The following is a 16,228-nucleotide window of genomic DNA, read 5'->3' as shown; positions in this document are numbered from 1 at the left end:
GCATTCTTGACCGGTGGAATTCCGTGACGCGGACCGACTTCTCGCCGACGCGCGCGCTCTGCTCGACGAGCACACCTCCGTCCACCGCCAGGCCAAGGACGCCCTCGACGCGCTCCGCCTCGACCTGGCCAGGGCGGGGCTGGGCGAGATCCCGGTCTCGCGGCTGCGGGACGTGACCGACGGCCGGCTGCGCATCGCGACACTGGAGAAGGCCGGGTACGCCACGGTCCGCCAGGTGCTGGAGGCCTCGCCGTACCAACTGCAGTTGCTTCCGGGGATCGGCGCGCGCACGGCGGGGCAGATCCACGCCGCCGCCCGGCAGCTCGAGCAGGCCGCCGCCGAGGCCGCGAGCATCCGCATCGACGTCGAGCGGCGCGACCAGCCGACCACGGACCTGGTGATCGCCCTGCAGCGCCTGGTGAACGTCGGCCCGGATCTGCCCCGCGCCCTCGACGCCGCCCGCGACCTCGACCGGCGGCTCGCGCCGCTGCTGGCGGAGGCACGTCCGGCGCGCAGCCGGCTGCGAATGATGGTCACGCTGCCCAAGCGCCGCCGCCGCGCCCGCGAGGCGGTGGCGGCGATCGATGAGCTGCTCGCCGGCGCCCGCGCGACCAGGCTGCTGCTCACCCAGGTCACCACGGATCTGCTGCGTCCCGCCGCACGGGACTTCGAGGCGTGGACGGACTTCGAGTCCCGCTCGCCTGAATACTTCGGCCTGCTCGCCGAGCTGGCGGGCGAGCCCGTCGGCACGGGCCAGGGCCTGCTGCCCGACGACCTGGCGGCCAAGGTCGCCGCCCAGCCGCTCGACGACACGCACCGCCGGGTGTCGCTGCGCGGCTACCAGGCCTTCGGCGCCAGGTTCGCGCTGGCGCAGGGCCGGGCGATCCTGGGCGACGAGATGGGGCTGGGCAAGTCGATCGAGGCCATCGCCGCGCTGGCCCACCTCAAGGCGCTCGGCATGACCCATTTCTTAGTGGTCTGCCCCACCAGCGTGCTGATCAACTGGGTACGCGAGATCGAGTCGCGCAGCACCCTGCGGGCCTATCCTCTGCACGGCCAGGCGCGGCTCGCGGCCCAGCAGGATTGGGCACGCCGCGGCGGCGTCGCCGTGGCCACCCTCGACGGGCTGCACCGGCTGGAGGCGGGGGTCGAGGTCGGGATGCTGGTCGTGGACGAGGCCCACTACGTCAAGAACCCGGAGACCAAGCGCTCCAGGTCCGTCGCCGCCTGGTGCGCCCGCACCGAACGGGTGTTGTTCCTGACCGGCACGCCCATGGAGAACCGGGTGGAGGAGTTCCGCGCGCTGATCTCGTACCTGCGCCCCGACCTGGCCGCGGAGCTGCGCACCAGTGACGTCGTGGCGGGGGCGCAGGCGTTCAGGAAGGCGGTGGCGCCGGTCTACCTGCGGCGCAACCAGGAGGACGTGCTCGCGGAGCTGCCCGACCGGGTGGAGGCCGATGAGTGGGTGGAGTTCAGCGGCGCCGACTTCGAGGCCTACCGGCAGGCGGTCGCGGCGGGCAACTTCATGGCCATGCGCCGCGCCGCCTATGCCGAGCCCGCCACGTCGGCCAAGCTCAAGCGCCTGCTCGAACTCGTCGAGGACGCCGCGGCCAACGGGCTGAAGGTGGTGGTGTTCTCCTATTTCCGCGCGGTGCTCACCGCCGTGGGGGCCGCGCTGGACGGGCGGGCGCACGGGCCGATCTCCGGCGGGCTGAGCGCGGTGCGGCGGCAGCAGGTCGTGGACGACTTCTCGGCGGCTCAGGGGCACGCGGTGCTGCTCAGCCAGGTGCAGGCGGGCGGCGTGGGGCTCAACCTGCAGGCCGCCTCGGTGGTGATCATCTGCGAGCCGCAGGTCAAGCCGAGCATGGAGACGCAGGCCGTGGCACGGGCACACCGGATGGGGCAGGTACGCAAGGTGCAGGTGCACCGGCTGCTCACGGTGGACTCCGTCGACCAGCGCATGCTGGCCATCCTGGACCGCAAGTCCGCGCTGTTCGACGCCTACGCCAGGCGCAGCGACCTGGCCGAGTCCGCGGCCGAGGCCGTGGACGTGTCGGAGAAGGAGCTGGCCCGGCTGGTGGTCGAGGAGGAGCAACGCCGCCTCCTGGCCCACTCCCCCGCCGATACGCCCGACAGCTGATGGATCAGGCCGATGACGTCGCCGTCGGCGCCGCGGCACGCGGATCGCTCAGGCGCCGATGGGCGCGCAGCATCGGGAGCGCTCAGGCGCCGATGGCCGCGCGCAGCATCGGGAGCGCTCGTTCCTGTGGGACGGCCACTTCTGGTCCCGCTCCTACTCCGCAGGCTCGACCGGCGACGCCAGCCTCGCCACCGTCCACACGTACATCCAGTCCCAGGACCGGCCCCAGAAATGAGACAAGACCAGATGCGGTCATGCTGGTCCAAAAGTGGCGGGTCAGGGCACGCCCAGGCCCTGGGGCCATCCCGCGCGGGCCTACACCTCCCGCCTGAAGACGGGAGCACTGACCCGCACCTCGGTAGATCGAGCACAGCCATAAAGTCGTCAACATGGTTAGTAGGAAATACATGATATTGCTAATGGTCGGAATGTCCCGTTAGTGAGCTACCCTCTTAACGGAAACATTGACCCGTTAAGAGGACGGACTGGAATCATGGAATATCGGCAGCTGGGTGCGTCAGGGCTCAAGGTCCCGGCGTTGAGCTTCGGGGCCGGGACGTTCGGCGGCAAGGGCGAGCTGTTCGGCGCCTGGGGCACCACCGACGTGGCGCAGGCCAGGCGGCTCGTGGACATCGCACTCGACGCGGGCGTCACCATGTTCGACACCGCCGACGTCTACTCCGACGGCGCCTCCGAGGAGGTGCTCGGCCAGGCGATCAAGGGCCGGCGGGACCGCGTGCTCATCTCCACCAAAGCCGGGCTGCCCACAGGTGACGGCCCGGACGAGGCAGGCACCTCACGGCCCCGGCTGATCCAGGCGGTGGACGGCGCGCTGCGCCGCCTGGGCGCCGATCACATCGATGTGTTCCAGCTGCATGCCTTCGACGCCGCAACGCCGGTCGAGGAGGTGCTCTCCACGCTCGGCGACCTCGTCCGGGCCGGCAAGCTCCGCTACGTCGGCGTGTCCAACTTCTCCGGCTGGCAGCTGATGAAGTCGCTCGCCGCCGCCGAGCGGTACGGCCACCCGCGTTACGTGGCCCACCAGGTCTACTACTCGCTGGTGGGCCGTGACTACGAGTGGGAGCTGATGCCGCTCGGCCTCGACCAGGGCGTCGGCGCGCTCGTGTGGAGCCCGCTCGGCTGGGGCCGCCTCACCGGCAGGATCCGGCGCGGCCGCCCGCTTCCCGAGGGCAGCCGGCTGCACCGGACCGCCGCCTTCGGCCCGCCGGTCGACGACGAGCGGCTGTACGCGGTGGTCGACGTCCTCGACGAGATCGCCGGTGAGACCGGCAGGACCGTTCCACAGATCGCGCTGAACTGGCTGCTCCAGCGGCCGACCGTCGCCTCCGTCATCGTCGGCGCGCGTGACGAGGAGCAACTGCGCGAAAACCTGGGCGCCTCCGGATGGAGCCTCACCGGCGAACAGGTCGCCAGGCTCGACGCCGCCAGCACCACCACGGCCGCCTACCCCTACTACCCGTACCGGACCCAGGAGGGCTTCGCCCGCCTGAACCCGCCCATCGAATCCCGCATCGGTCAGACGAGGTAGCGGAACCACAGGTACGGCGCCACCAGGGTGACGGTGACCGCCGTGACGATCAGGCCGTATTTCGTGAACTGCCAGAAACTGATCGGGGTGCCGTTGCGGGCGGCGATGCCGAGCACCACGACGTTGGCCGCGGCGCCGACCGCGGTGGCGTTGCCGCCCAGGTCGGCGCCGAAGGCCAGCGCCCACCACAACACGTCGTCGCCGCCGTTCGCCTCGACGAGCCCCTCGACGATGGGGCTCATCGTGGCGACGTACGGGATGTTGTCCACGATGGCCGACAGCACAGCCGAGGCGCCGAGCAGCCCCATCGTGGCCAGCTCCAGCCGCCCGGCGGTCGCCGCGACCGCGGCCTCGGACAGCGCGCCGATGACGCCGGTCTCGACCAGGGCGCCGACCATGACGAACAGCCCGGCGAAGAACACCAGCGTGGGCCACTCCACTTCGGCGATGGCCTGCTCGGTGCGTACCTTCGTCACCGCCACCAGCACTCCCGCGCCCAGCAGCGCCACGACGGACGGCTCGTAGTGCAGCACCGGATGCAGCACGAACGCCGCCATCACCAGCGCCAGCACGGCCAGCGACTGCCACAGCAGCCGCGGGTCGGAGATCGCCTCCCGCTCGTCCAGCGACATGATCTCCTGAGCGCGGTCCGCGTCGTAGTGGAACCCGCGGCCGAACATCCACCAGCACAACCCGATGAACACCGCCATCAGGACGATCACCAGCGGCGCCATGTGGATGAGGAAGTCGTTGAAGGTCAGCCCGGCACGGCTGGCGATGATGATGTTCGGCGGATCGCCGACCAGCGTGGCGGCGCCGCCGATGTTGGACGCCATCGCCTCGGCGATCAGGAACGGGGCGGCCGGCAGCGCGAGCCGCTCGCACACCAGGAACGTCACCGGCGCGATCAGCAGCACCGTGGTCACGTTGTCCAGCAGCGCCGACGCGCCCGCCGTGATGAGCACCAGCAGCACCATCAAGCGGAACGGCCGCCCCTTGGCGCGTTTGGCGGCCCAGATGGCCAGGTATTCGAAGACGCCGGTCTCCTTCAGCACGCCGACGATGACCATCATGCCCAGCAGCAGGAAGATGACGTTCCAGTCGATGCCGGCGTGTTCGGAGAAGAACGCGGCCTCCGCGCCGGTGGCGTGGATCAGCAGCATGATCCCCGCGCCGCCCAGCGCGGCCGCGACCCGATGGATCTTCTCGGTGGCGATGAGCGTGTACGCGGCCAGGAACACCGCGACGCTCACCCAGGACAGCACGCTCACGGCGCGATCATCGGGATGTCGGCGAGCACGTCTCGGGTGTGCACAAAGGGTCCTTTCCGGCAAACAGGACAAAGAATCGCCGACCAGACTTCCCGGCACACCTGTCCCCAACGTATCAAGGCTCGTCCAGAAAGCGTCAATCCACCGGCGACATCATGGCTGTTGAGGGAGGCGGCGGCGCGAGCGCCGGGACCCGTGACATCATGGCCGCCGGGGTGATGGGGCCGTGAGATTCGGGGTTCGCCAGTTCGAGCTGGCCCTGATGCACAGGATGCGCGACCTGGAGGCCGCGAAGGTCGAGGACGCGCTCAAGGACATGGGCGCCACCCGGGCCGAGCTGCGTGCCGCGCACACCCAATGGACGGCGATGGCCCACTCCGGCAGGGCGCCGAAAGGACGTTCACTGTTCCGGATGGCGCTCGGCCCGCCCGCGTACGAGGGCGTGCACCAGGTCGGCAGCCTGACCTGCGACGTGGCCCACTGGAGGTTGCCCTCCTGGCCTGAGCTGAGGTTCGAGGTGCTGCTCGGCCCAGGAGGCGAGGTGTGGAACCAGTGGTTCGTGCGGCCGGGCGGCGCCAGGCCGTTGTCGTTCGCGGATCTGGTCCCCTGGAGCTGCGTCGTCGCCGACGTCGGCGAGGCGTTCCCCGGAGCCTGCCACCTCGAGGGCTCGGCCCCGCAGCACTGGACGGTCGGCTTCACCTACGAGGGCACGCGTTACCGCGCCCGCTTCGTCTACGGCCTGTATCAGCGCCTCGACCGCGCGGACGACGACCCCGCCTGATCGGCCCGCCTGAGTGCCGGTCAGCGGGCCGCGTTCGCCGCCTCGCGGGAGGGGCGCAGCTGGGCGGTGGAGGAGCGTTCTACCAGCTCAGGCTGGAAGATGACGTGACGATGCTGGTGGCCGGACAGCTGGTCGGCCTCCTCCAGCACCATCAGCGCGGCGGTGTGGCCGAGCTGCTCGCGCGGCTGCCGGATCGACGACAGCGGCACCGCGGCCGCCGCCGCGAAGTCGATGTCGTCGTAGCCGAGGATCGCCACGTCGTCGGGAACCCGCAGGCCGCGCAGCGTCAGCTCCTGCAGCACGCCCAGCGCGACCAGGTCGTTGCCGCAGAAGACCGCGGTGGGCCGCGCCGACCGGGGCAGGGCGGCGATCTCCTGCCCCGTCGTACGCCCGGTGGCGACGTTGAGGTCGGGCAACGGGATCACGGTCAGCTGCTCGGCCGGGGTGAGCACGCTCGCCAGCCCATCGCGGCGGTCCTCCACCTGCCGGACGGTGAACGGCCCCCCGGCGAAGGCGATGTGGCGGTGCCCCCGCTCGCGCAGGTGCAGCCCGGCCAGCCGGCCGCCGAGCACGTCGTCGACCGCCACGGCGCACCCGTGGCCGACCCGCGAGGAGTTGTCGAACAACACCACCGGGATGCCGCGGGAGACCAGCCGGTCCAGCCGTTCCTGCTGGCCGCGGTCGTTCACCGGGGTGATGAGCACGCCCAAGGGACGCTGCTCCTCCAGCATCTCCAGCAACCTGGCCTCGCGCTCGGCGTCCTTGCTGCTGTTGAACACCATCACGGTCAGGCCGTCGCGCTGCGCGGCGGTCTCCACGCCGCTGAGCACGTCGATGAAGAAGGGGTTGGCCAGGTCGAGCGCCACCACGGCGATCGTCCGGCTGCGCCCCGCCCGCAACTGGCGGGCGGAGCCGTTGCGTACGTAGCCGAGCTGCGCGATCGCGGCCTGCACACGCTGCCGGGTCTCAGGTGCCACCATGTCGGGCCGGTTGAGCACATTGCTCACGGTGCCGACGGAGACCCCGGCGACCCGGGCAACCTCTTTGATGCTCGACATCGTTCCTCGTCTGGTGCGCGGAGCACGAACGACGTGCACCGGGACCAGAGTGATCATATCGCATGAGGTCCCACATGTTGTGAAACGATTTTACGCGATGTGACCAGGGGAGACGACATCAGCCCAGCCAGCCGGGGGCGACCAGGACGGCCCAGGCCGCGAGCGGGCCCATCGCGACGATGACGGCGCCGTAGGCGAGCAGCCGGCGGTAGAACAGGTCCCGCGGCATGCCTCTGACGTTGGCCACCAGCAGCGCGCCCGTCGTGGAGAACGGGCTGACGTCCACGATGGCCGACGACACCGACAGCGCCGCTATCATCGCGACCGGTCCCAGGGCGCCCGTTCCGAGCAGCGGCACGGCCAGGGGCACCAGCGCCCCCAGGATGCCCACGGTCGAGGCGAAGGCCGACACGACGCCGCCAACGTAGCAGATCAGCAGCGCCACCAGCAGGGGGATGCCGATCGCGGCCACGGACGTGCCGACGTAGTCGACGGTGCCGATCTCCTGCAGGACGCCGACGTACGTGACGACGCCGCAGATCAGCAGCACGGTCGGCCAGGCCACCCTCTCCACGGCGCCCTTGTTCGCCTTGGGGGAGGCGAGGGAGAGGATGACGGCCACGGTGACGGCGGTGAGGCCGACGTCGAGCTTGAACACGAGCACGGCCAGGCAAAGCCCGACGATGCCGGCCAGCGTCAGCGCCTGGTGCGGCGTGAGCCGCAGCCCGCCGCCGCCGCCGGAGCCGGGTTCGGGCTCGGTCGTCGTGCGGGTGCCGGGTTCGGGCTCGGTCGTCGTGCGGGTGCCGGGTTCGGCTGCGGTGCCGGGTTCGGGTGAGGGTGCGGTGGTGACCGACGTGGCCGCCGCGCCGGGGTCGGCGGTCTCGGAAGCGGTGCCGCCTGCGGGAACGCGGGCACTCCCGGTGGCGTGCGCCGCCCCGGTGGCCGAAGCCGCTGCGGAAGCCGGGGCGGCGCCGCCGGTATCGGGCGCGCCGCTGGCATCGGGTGCGGTGCTGGACTCGGCCGCGGCGCCGGAGGCGGGTGTGCCCGGCACCGCCACGGCGCCTCGCCGTACCAGGTGGGGGCCGCCGAAGATGAAGAAGACGACCAGCGCGGCGGCGGCGTTGAACGCGAAGCTCGACAGGAACAGCACCACATTGTTACTGGGCAGGTTCGCGTCGCTGGTCACGCCGTTGACGATCCCGCCCAGCACGCTGATCGGCGAGAACGCCCCCGCCTGCGTCCCGTGCGCCACCATGAGCCCGATGAGCAGCGGATGGATCTTGTAGTCGGCCGCGAAACCGAACGCGATGGGCGCCAGGATCGCCGCCACCGCGGGAGCCGGCGCGCCCACGGCCGTGAGCAGCGCCGAGATGACGAACACCACCAGCGGGATGGCCGCGATCCGCCCGCGCACCAGATGCACGGCGGCGCGGACGAGCCAATCGACGGTCCCGTTGTTGGTGGCGATCGCGAACAGCAGCGTCACCCCGACGAGGATCACGAACAGGCTGCCGGGGAACGCGTCCAGGATGGCGTCGGTCTCCATGCCTGCGGCCAGCGTCCCGACGAGGAACGCGCCGACGAGGGCCAGGGCGCCCAGGTTCACCGGGAAGAGGGTGGCCACGACGAACATGACGATCAGGGCGAGAATGGACAGGAGCTCTGCGGACAACTGCGTACTCCGTTCTCCCCCGTACGTTATGGCTGGTCGATCACCTGGTGGAGGAGCTCGACCGGGTGGCGCGCCGTGCGGCCCGCGCCGTGGGCGATCTGCTGGCGGCACGAGACCCCCGTGGCCGCGAGCAGCGTGTCGGGCGAGGACGCGGCGATCGCCGGGAAGAGCCGGAGGCCGCCGATCCTCATGGACAGGTCGTAGTGCTCGCTCTCGAAGCCGAACGAGCCGGCCATGCCACAGCAGCCGGCGTCGATCTCTTCCACCTCCGCTCCGGGGATTCTGGACAGCAGCGCTCGTGTGGCGTCGGTGCCGACGACGGCCTTCTCGTGGCAGTGGCCGTGCAGGAGGATCTTCCGCCCGCGCAGCGCGTCGCCGAGCGCCAGTGTGCCGTCGTCGATCGCCTCGACGAGCAGCTCGGGGACGAGCCTGGCGCGGGCCGCGACCGCCGCCACGCGGGGATCGCCGGGCAGCAGCGCGCGGTATTCGTCCTTGAGCGTCAGCAGGCAGGACGGCTCCAGGCCGACGATGGGCGCCTGCGAGCCGGACAACCGGTCGACCATCGCCTCGGCCATCGACCTGGCCCGGTCGAGCAGGCCCTTGGAGATGCTGGAACGGCCGCAACAGCCCTCGGCGGCCAGCCGTACCCGGTAGCCGGCGCGCTCCAGCAGCTCGACGGCGGCCCGCCCGATGCCGGGCTCGGTGTAGGTGGTGAAGGAGTCCGCGAGCAGGATCACCTCTCGCCCGGCTGCGGGCGGGCGGCGGCGCGCGTGCCAGCGCAGCAGGGTGTCGCGGCGGAAGCGGGGGAGCGGCCGGCGCCGGCTCAGGCCGAGCGGGCCGCGCAGGGGGCCGGCCAGCCAGTTCGACAGCGGGGCGGTGGCCGAGCCCAGGCGGTTGAGCGTCCTGATCGCGCCGAACAGCCGGGCCCGCAGGGGCACGCCGTGCTGCTGCTGGTATTGGTGCAGGAACTCACTCTTCAGGGCCGCCATGTCGACGCCGAGCGGGCACTCCGACTGGCAGGCCTTGCACTCCAAGCACAGGTCGAGGATGCCGTGCAGCCGGTCGTCTCCCATCGCCTGCCGGGGATCGGCCGACGACAGGGCCTTGACCAGGGCGTTGGCGCGGCCCCTGGTGGAGTGCTCCTCCTCGCGGGTGGCCATGTACGACGGGCACATGACGCCCGAGTCGTCCTTGCGGCACACGCCGACGTTCATGCACCGGTCGGCTGAGGCGTGCATGCCGCCGGCGAAGGCCAGCGTGGTCGGCAGCGGACGCGGCTCCGGGGCGGCCGGGTCGCGCAGGTGGTCGGTCATCGGCGGGGCGTCCACGATCTTGCCGGGGTTCAGCAGCCCGCGCGGGTCGAAGACGTGCTTGATCCGCCGCATGGCCTCGTAGATCTCATCGCCGAACAACCGCCGGTTGAACTCCGAGCGGGCCAGCCCGTCGCCGTGCTCGCTGGAGTTCACGCCGCCGTGCCGGGCGGCCAGCTCGGCGATCTCCTCGGCGACCGCGCGCATTCTGCCGATCTCGCCGGGCGCGCGCAGGTCCACGAACGGGCGGATGTGCAGGCAGCCGACCGAGCAGTGGCCGTAGAACCCGGCCCGCAGCCCGTGGGCGTCGAGGATGCCGGCGAACTCCTCGACGTACGGCAGCAGCCGCTCCGGCGGGACGGCCGTGTCCTCGACGAACGCCAGCGGCCTGCGGCTGCCCACGCTGGAGGCCATCAGCAGGCCGAGCCCCGCCTTGCGGACCTTCAGCACCGCCGCCTGGTCGCGCTCGGCCGTGGCTCGGAGCGTGTGGTAGCCGTGGCCGTTCGCCTTCCACGTGGCGGCCAGCTTGTCCACCCGGTCGGCCACCTCGGCCGGGGTGTCACCGAAGAACTCGACGAACAGCAGCGCCTCCGGGTCGCCCTGGAGGATGCCGCCGAGCCCCGCATAGTCCACCCGCTGCCGGGACAGGTCGAGGATGGCCTTGTCGATGAGCTCGACCGAGGCGGCGTCGAAGGCCAGGGCGTCGGCGGTGGCGGCGATCGCGGCTGGGGTGGAGGTGAAGTGGCCGACGGCGATGGCCTTGGCCCGCGGCCGGTCCACTAGGGCCACCGTCGCCTCGGTCACCACGGCCAGCGTGCCCTCCGACCCGACGATCAGCTTGGTGAGATCCCCGTCCGCGGCCCGGTCCAGGCGGTAGCCGCCCGAGTGCCGCCAGAAACGCGGGAACCCGGTCAGATCCACCCCGCGCAGGACCTCGGCCACCGCCGCCTTCAGCCGGGCATCGGCGGCCAGCTCCGGCATGGTGGCGTCGGCGAGCACCACGCTCACCGACTCGACGTGGTCGATGGTGGAGCCGTATCGGACCGAGTGGCTGCCGGCCGAGTTGTTGCCGATCATCCCGCCGATCGTGGCGCGGTTGCTGGTCGAGGTGTCGGGCCCGAACATCAGCCCGTGCTTGCGGGCCGCCCGGTTGAGCTGGTCCTGCACGACGCCCGGCTGCACCCGCGCGGTCCTGCCGTCGATCTGGAGGATCTTGTTCATGTGCCGGGAGAAGTCGACGATCACCGCCGCGCCCACCGTCTGCCCGGCCAGGCTGGTGCCCGCCCCGCGCGGCAGCACCGGCACGCTCAGCTCGCCGCACGCCGCCACCAGCGCCTGCACGTCGCCTGCGTCCCTGGGGAAGGCGACCGCGAGCGGTTCGATGGCGTACATGCTGGCGTCGGAGGAGTAGAGGTGCCGGGTGTAGGGATCGTCCCTGACGTCGCCGCCGATGAGCGGCGACAACTTCCCCGCCAGGCTCATCCGGTCTCCTCCAGGTACGCCAGCGCCGCCCGCATCCCGCCCTCCTTGATCGGCACCCCGGCGGCGAGCAGCCCCATCTCGACCCCGCCGAGCGTGCCCGCCAGCATCAGGTCGTTGAGGTGCCCGAGGTGGCCGATCCGGAACACGCGGCCGGCCAGCCGGCCGAGGCCGGTGCCGAGCGACATGTCGTACCGCTCCAGGATGAGACTCCTGACCGCGTCGGCGTCGTGCCCGTCGGGCAGCAGCACGGCCGTCAGGCTGCTGGAATACTCCCGCTCGTCGGCGCAGAGCACCTCCAGCCCCCACGCCCGCACGGCCCGCCGCGTCGCCTCGGCGTGCCGGTCGTGCCGGGCGAACACCTGCGGCAGGCCCTCCTCCTCCAGCATCATCAGCGCCTCGCCCAGCCCGTACAGCAGGTTGGTGGGCGGCGTGTACGGAAAGAAGCCCTGCCGGTTGGCGGCGATGATCGCATCCCAGTCCCAGTACGAGCGCGGCAACCGCCCCCGGCGCGCCAGGGCCTTCGGGCCGACGGCGTTGAAGCCGAGGCCGGGCGGCAGCATGAGGCCCTTCTGCGAGCAGCCGACGGTGACGTCCACGCCCCACTCGTCGTGCCGGTACTCCATCGAGGCCAGCGACGAGATCGTGTCCACCAGCAGCAACGCCGGATGCCCGGTCGCGTCCATGGCGTCGCGGATCTCCGGGATGCGGCTGCGCGCCCCGGTCGAGGTCTCGTTGTGCACCACCATGACCGCGGCGTGGCCGGCGGTGAGGAGATCGATGATCGCGGCGGGGTCGGCGCCACGCCGCCAGTCGCCCGGCACCAGGTCGACGACCAGCCCCAGCCGGGCGGCCATCTCGCACCACAACGTCGAGAAGTGCCCGGTCTCGAACGCCAGCACCCGATCGCCCGGCGACAGCGTGTTGACCAGCGCCGCCTCCCACGCCCCCGTCCCCGACGACGGGTAGACGACGACGTCGTGGCGGGTGCCGAAGACCGGCTTGAGCCGGTCGAGCAGCTCGCGCGCCAGCTCGGCGAAGGCGGGGCCGCGGTGGTCGATGGTGGGCCGGGCGATGGCACGCAGCACCCGGTCGGGGACGTTGGTCGGTCCTGGGATCTGCAGGAAGTGGCGGCCCACGTCGGTAACACTCCTCTGTGCCGTGTAACGGCACACCGTGCCGCGCTGCGGTTCATTAACATTAGATTTCAGCCCGCAGAGGAGTCAATGGATGCAGAACGTGATCAACGCGCTCCGGGTGCTCGAAGAGGTCGCCGTACGCCAGCCCGCCGGCGTCGGGGAGCTGGCCCGCGGGCTGGGCCTGCCCAAGAGCACCGTGCAACGCTCGCTGCGGACGCTGCATGAGGCCGGGTGGATCAGGCCCGCCGGGGGCGCGGTCACCCGCTGGCAGGTGACCAGCAAGGCGCTGCAGGTGGGGCGCCGGGCCGAGCTGGGGCTGCGGGACGTGGCGCTGCCGGTCATGGAGGAGCTGCGCCAGCGCACCGGCGAGACCATCCATCTCATGGTCCCCGAGGGGGACGCGGTCGTCCTCATCGAACGGCTGGAGACCGACAAGCCGCTGCGCATCGTGCTGCCGCTCGGCATCAGGCTGCCGCTGCACGCCTCGGCCAACGGCAAGGCCGTGCTCGCCCACCTGGACCGGCCGCTCGACGAGCTGCCCGCCTACACCGGCACCACGATCACCGACCCTGAGCTGCTGCGCGCCGAGCTGGCCGAGGTGCGGGCCCGGGGCTACGCGGACAACCGCGGCGAGTGGCGCTCCGACATCGCCGCCGTCGCCTCCGCCGTCCTGGGCCCCGACGGGCCGGTCGCCAGCCTCAGCATCTCGACCCCGGCCAGCCGCATGCCCGACGACCGCAGACCGGAGTACGGCAAACTCGTCACGCAGGCGGCCAGGACGCTGACGGAGTCGCTGCCCTCATGACCGTGCGACCGTCGGCACGGTGACGATTACGCGCTGATCCCGGCCTCCTTGGCGGCCTGGTCGATGGCGGTGAGCTCGTCGTCGGTGAAGTCGAGGCGGTCCACGCAGGCGACGTTGGCCTCCAGTTGCTCGGGGCTGGAGGCGCCGACGAGCACGGAGGTAATGCGCGGGTCGCGCAGCGCCCAGGCCAGCGCCAGCTGCGCGACCGTCTGGCCGCGGGCGGCGGCGACCTCGGACAGCGCCCGCACGAACGACAGCACCTCCGGCGTCACCCGGTCGGGCGTGAGGAAACGGCCCTCGGCGGCCCGCGAATCGTCCGGGATGCCGTTCAGGTAGCGGTCGGTCAGCAGGCCCTGGGCCAGCGGCGAGTAGACCACGCAGCCCACGCCCTCCTGCTCCAGCACGCCCAGCAGCGCCTCCTCGATGCCCCGGTTGAGCAGCGAGTAGGACGGCTGATGCACCAGCAGCGGCGTGCCCAGCCCGCGCAGCAGACCGGCGATCGCGGCGGTCCGCTCCGGCGAGAAGTTGGACACGCCGACGTGCAGGGCGCGGCCGGTGCGGACCATGTGGTCGAGCGTGGCGGCCGTCTCCTCCAGCGGCGTGTCCTCGTCGTCCCGGTGCAGGTAGAAGATGTCCACGAAGTCGAGGCCGAGCCGTTCCAGCGATCGGTCGAGGGTGGCCAGCAGGTGCTTGCGGGAGCCGCCGTAGCCGTACGGGCCGTCCCACATCGGGTTGAAGCCCTTAGTGGTCACCACCACCTCATCCCGCAGCGACTTCGGGAAGATCCGCCCGAAGGCGGCCTCGGCGGCGCCGAACGGCGGCCCGTAGCGGTCGGCGATGTCGAAGTGGGTGATGCCCAGGTCGAGCGCCTTGTGCAGGATCGCGCGCTGGGTCTCGACCGGCTTGCCCTCACCGAAGTTGTGCCACAGGCCGAGCGACACGGCGGGCAGGAGCAGTCCGCTGCGGCCGCACCTTCTGTAGGGCTGACGTTCGTAGTCCAAGAATGACCTTCCCCGATGACCTTAATGAAACGTTTTTACAAGGGGCACGTTACCGAGCGGCGAGCATCTTCTCCACCGCGACCGGGTGAGGAGGCGATCCGCCGCTACGCCGGGAGTCAGTCGCACAGCCGCGCCTGGGCGGCATGCAACGTGCCGTGCAGCGTGGTGTGCACGACCTCCCCCGGGCGGGCAAGCCGCGTCTGCCAGCGCACATCCTCGACCCGCCGGTACCCGGGATCGGCCCCGACGACGAGCCGGCGGAGGACGTTGTCCAGTGCGGCGCCCAGCTCCAGAAGCGCGATGGGCTGATCGCTGTCGCCGGCCGGGAACCAGAACATCGTCAGCACCCCCGGCAGATGCAGGTGGCGGTGCTCCCACGCGATCTGGACCGGCGTCTGGGCGGGGTCGTCGATCGGGAAGCGGCGGCGGCGTGGGTTGAGCACGATCAGCCCCGCCCGCCCAAGCGCGGCCGCCGCCCGGCGCTGCCAATCCTCGACACCGGTGATCCCACCCGCCAGGAAGACGGCGGGCGGATCCCCCGGCGCCGGGTCGTAGGGGTCTGGAGCCTCGTAGTACGTGCGAACGGCGTTCTCCATGCTGACTACATCGCGTCGTGGGGCAAGAAACGTCACAAAGGTCGGAGGGGAGTGCGGCATGACCGATGAATCGATGGTGCGGTTCTACAGGGACAACGGCTATGTGCTGGTCAAAGGACTGCTGAGCAGGGAGGAGGCGCGGGCGTACCGGGAGGAGTGTCATGCCGTGCTGGCGCGCATGCGGGGCATGGACCCCACCTGGGGCAGCGCACGCGAGCTCGCCGGCCGCCCCACGGAGCTGCGTCATTGCCACGACGCGCAGTTCTACGCGGCGGCGTTCGCCCGGCTCATGGTCGATCCGCGCTTCACCGACGTCGCGGCCGCGCTCATGGGATCGGAGAACGTGCAACTCCACCACACCAAGATCTTCGTCAAGCCGGCGGAGAAGGGTTCGCCGTTCCCCATGCACCAGGACGCCGCGCATTTCCCGCACACCAGGCACACGGTCGGCGCGGCCATCTTCCATTTCGACGACGCCCCGGAGGAGAAGGGGTGCGTACGCGTGGTGCCGGGCAGCCACCGCGACGGGATGCTGCCGCACATCGAGGAGGGCGGCTGGCACCTGCCACTGTCGCAGTGGCCGCTGGAGGCCGCCGTCCCCGTCGAGGCCGAGGCGGGGGACGTGCTGTTCCTCACGTATCTCACCGTGCACGGATCCGGGGTGAACCGGGCGGCCGAGGCCCGCACGACTCTGCTCATCCAGTTCCGCGACCCCGAGGACGCCCCGGCCGGCGACGTGCACCGCTCACGCGGGCAGGGGATGATGTTGCGGGGGGTCGATCCGACAATGCACGGAGGGTGAGCGTCCCATGCGGAGGCGGTGGGTGTGGGCGGCCGTGGCCGCGATCGCGGCCTTGGCCGTCGTGGTCGCCGCCGTCGTGGTGCTGCGCGGTCGCGCTGCCACGTCGGAGCAGGCGGGCGACGTACGGGTGGTGGCGCGTGAGCAGGGCGGCGAGCGCGCGCAGGATCTCACCGTGCAGTCACCGGCGCTCGGCACGACGACCCCGGTACGCGTGCTGCTGCCGCGGGGCTGGATGCCGGGCTCGGGCCCCTGACCGGTGCTCTATCTGCTGCACGGCTGCTGCACCCCAACCATCTCGTGTGGGTGGACGAGGGCGACGCGCAACGGCTCACGAGCGGCTTACGGGCGATCGTGGTCGTTCCGGCCGGCGGCCAGGTCGGGTTCTACCGAGGTGCGGGTCAGTGCTCCCGTCTTTAGGCGGGAGGTGTAGGCCCGCGCGGGATGGCCCCAGGGCCTGGGCGTGCCCTGACGCGCCACTTTTGGACCAGCATGACCGCATCTGGTCTTGTCTCATTTCTGGGGCCGGTCCTGGGACTGGAGGTAGGTGCGGACGGTGGCCGCGCTCGTGCTGCCGGTCGATCCTGCGTAGTAGGAGCGGGACCAGAAGTGGCCGCCCCACAGGTGT

General features: G+C 71.4%; 15 protein-coding genes. 7 read left to right on the top strand and 8 right to left on the bottom strand.

Annotated features, from left to right (window positions below; translation table 11 throughout):
* Positions 1-13 precede the first annotated feature (13 nt).
* From Q9G87_RS32575 to Q9G87_RS32565, 3 genes are all read left to right on the top strand, one after another.
* Complete coding sequence (locus Q9G87_RS32575) at positions 14-2,140, top strand: DEAD/DEAH box helicase (RefSeq protein ID WP_305920364.1); 2,127 nt, start codon at positions 14-16, stop codon at positions 2,138-2,140.
* A 58-nt stretch (positions 2,141-2,198) separates the two neighbouring features.
* Entirely contained in the window at positions 2,199-2,375 is a 177-nt protein-coding gene (locus Q9G87_RS32570) for a transposase (protein ID WP_305920363.1), read from the top strand.
* A gap of 258 nt (positions 2,376-2,633) precedes the next feature.
* Positions 2,634-3,689, top strand: coding sequence for an aldo/keto reductase (locus Q9G87_RS32565; RefSeq protein WP_305920362.1), 1,056 nt, complete (start codon positions 2,634-2,636; stop codon positions 3,687-3,689).
* On the opposite strand, the gene Q9G87_RS32560 is transcribed toward Q9G87_RS32565, so the two are convergent.
* Entirely contained in the window at positions 3,677-4,960 is a 1,284-nt protein-coding gene (locus Q9G87_RS32560) for an ArsB/NhaD family transporter (RefSeq protein ID WP_305920361.1), read from the bottom strand. The genes Q9G87_RS32565 and Q9G87_RS32560 overlap by 13 nt on opposite strands.
* 226 nt (positions 4,961-5,186) lie before the next feature.
* Here Q9G87_RS32560 and Q9G87_RS32555 point away from each other — a divergent pair, with 226 nt between their 5' ends.
* Positions 5,187-5,741 carry a hypothetical protein gene (locus Q9G87_RS32555; protein ID WP_305920360.1) on the top strand — a complete coding sequence of 185 codons (555 nt, stop codon included), beginning with the start codon at positions 5,187-5,189 and terminating at the stop codon, positions 5,739-5,741.
* Positions 5,742-5,761: 20 nt separating this feature from the next.
* On the opposite strand, the gene Q9G87_RS32550 is transcribed toward Q9G87_RS32555, so the two are convergent.
* The 4 genes from Q9G87_RS32550 to Q9G87_RS32535 form a co-directional block, all read right to left on the bottom strand.
* Positions 5,762-6,799 (bottom strand): LacI family DNA-binding transcriptional regulator, encoded by a 1,038-nt coding sequence (locus Q9G87_RS32550; RefSeq protein WP_305920359.1) that lies wholly within the window; start codon positions 6,797-6,799, stop codon positions 5,762-5,764.
* Positions 6,800-6,917: 118 nt separating this feature from the next.
* Positions 6,918-8,471 (bottom strand): SLC13 family permease, encoded by a 1,554-nt coding sequence (locus Q9G87_RS32545; protein WP_305920358.1) that lies wholly within the window; start codon positions 8,469-8,471, stop codon positions 6,918-6,920.
* 26 nt (positions 8,472-8,497) lie between these two features.
* Entirely contained in the window at positions 8,498-11,263 is a 2,766-nt protein-coding gene (locus Q9G87_RS32540) for an FAD-binding and (Fe-S)-binding domain-containing protein (RefSeq protein ID WP_305920357.1), read from the bottom strand.
* Positions 11,260-12,399 carry a pyridoxal-phosphate-dependent aminotransferase family protein gene (locus tag Q9G87_RS32535; RefSeq protein WP_305920356.1) on the bottom strand — a complete coding sequence of 380 codons (1,140 nt, stop codon included), beginning with the start codon at positions 12,397-12,399 and terminating at the stop codon, positions 11,260-11,262. The genes Q9G87_RS32540 and Q9G87_RS32535 overlap by 4 nt, the downstream gene beginning before the upstream one ends.
* A 91-nt stretch (positions 12,400-12,490) precedes the next feature.
* On the opposite strand from Q9G87_RS32535, the gene Q9G87_RS32530 reads away from it, so the two are divergent.
* Positions 12,491-13,204 carry an IclR family transcriptional regulator gene (locus Q9G87_RS32530; RefSeq protein ID WP_305920355.1) on the top strand — a complete coding sequence of 238 codons (714 nt, stop codon included), beginning with the start codon at positions 12,491-12,493 and terminating at the stop codon, positions 13,202-13,204.
* A 26-nt stretch (positions 13,205-13,230) separates the two neighbouring features.
* On the opposite strand, the gene Q9G87_RS32525 is transcribed toward Q9G87_RS32530, so the two are convergent.
* The gene (locus tag Q9G87_RS32525) at positions 13,231-14,205 is read right to left on the bottom strand and encodes an aldo/keto reductase (RefSeq protein ID WP_305920354.1); all 975 of its coding nucleotides are present in this window, start codon (positions 14,203-14,205) and stop codon (positions 13,231-13,233) included.
* Between the two features lie 116 nt (positions 14,206-14,321).
* Positions 14,322-14,801 (bottom strand): nucleoside 2-deoxyribosyltransferase domain-containing protein, encoded by a 480-nt coding sequence (locus tag Q9G87_RS32520; protein ID WP_305920353.1) that lies wholly within the window; start codon positions 14,799-14,801, stop codon positions 14,322-14,324.
* 58 nt (positions 14,802-14,859) lie between these two features.
* Here Q9G87_RS32520 and Q9G87_RS32515 point away from each other — a divergent pair, with 58 nt between their 5' ends.
* On the top strand, positions 14,860-15,603 hold the full coding sequence (locus tag Q9G87_RS32515; protein WP_305920352.1) for a phytanoyl-CoA dioxygenase family protein: 744 nt from the start codon (positions 14,860-14,862) through the stop codon (positions 15,601-15,603).
* Between the two features lie 7 nt (positions 15,604-15,610).
* Entirely contained in the window at positions 15,611-15,856 is a 246-nt protein-coding gene (locus tag Q9G87_RS32510; RefSeq protein WP_305920351.1) for a hypothetical protein, read from the top strand.
* 257 nt (positions 15,857-16,113) lie between these two features.
* Here the strand turns inward: Q9G87_RS32510 and Q9G87_RS60845 are convergent, their stop codons facing one another.
* Positions 16,114-16,224, bottom strand: coding sequence for a transposase (locus Q9G87_RS60845; protein WP_371825863.1), 111 nt, complete (start codon positions 16,222-16,224; stop codon positions 16,114-16,116).
* Positions 16,225-16,228 lie beyond the last annotated feature (4 nt).

It is taken from the genome of Nonomuraea turcica, assembly GCF_030718205.1.
Classification (GTDB): Bacteria; Actinomycetota; Actinomycetes; order Streptosporangiales; family Streptosporangiaceae; genus Nonomuraea.
Note: the sequence above shows the minus strand (reverse complement) of the source record. Positions and strands in the feature narration are given on the sequence as shown.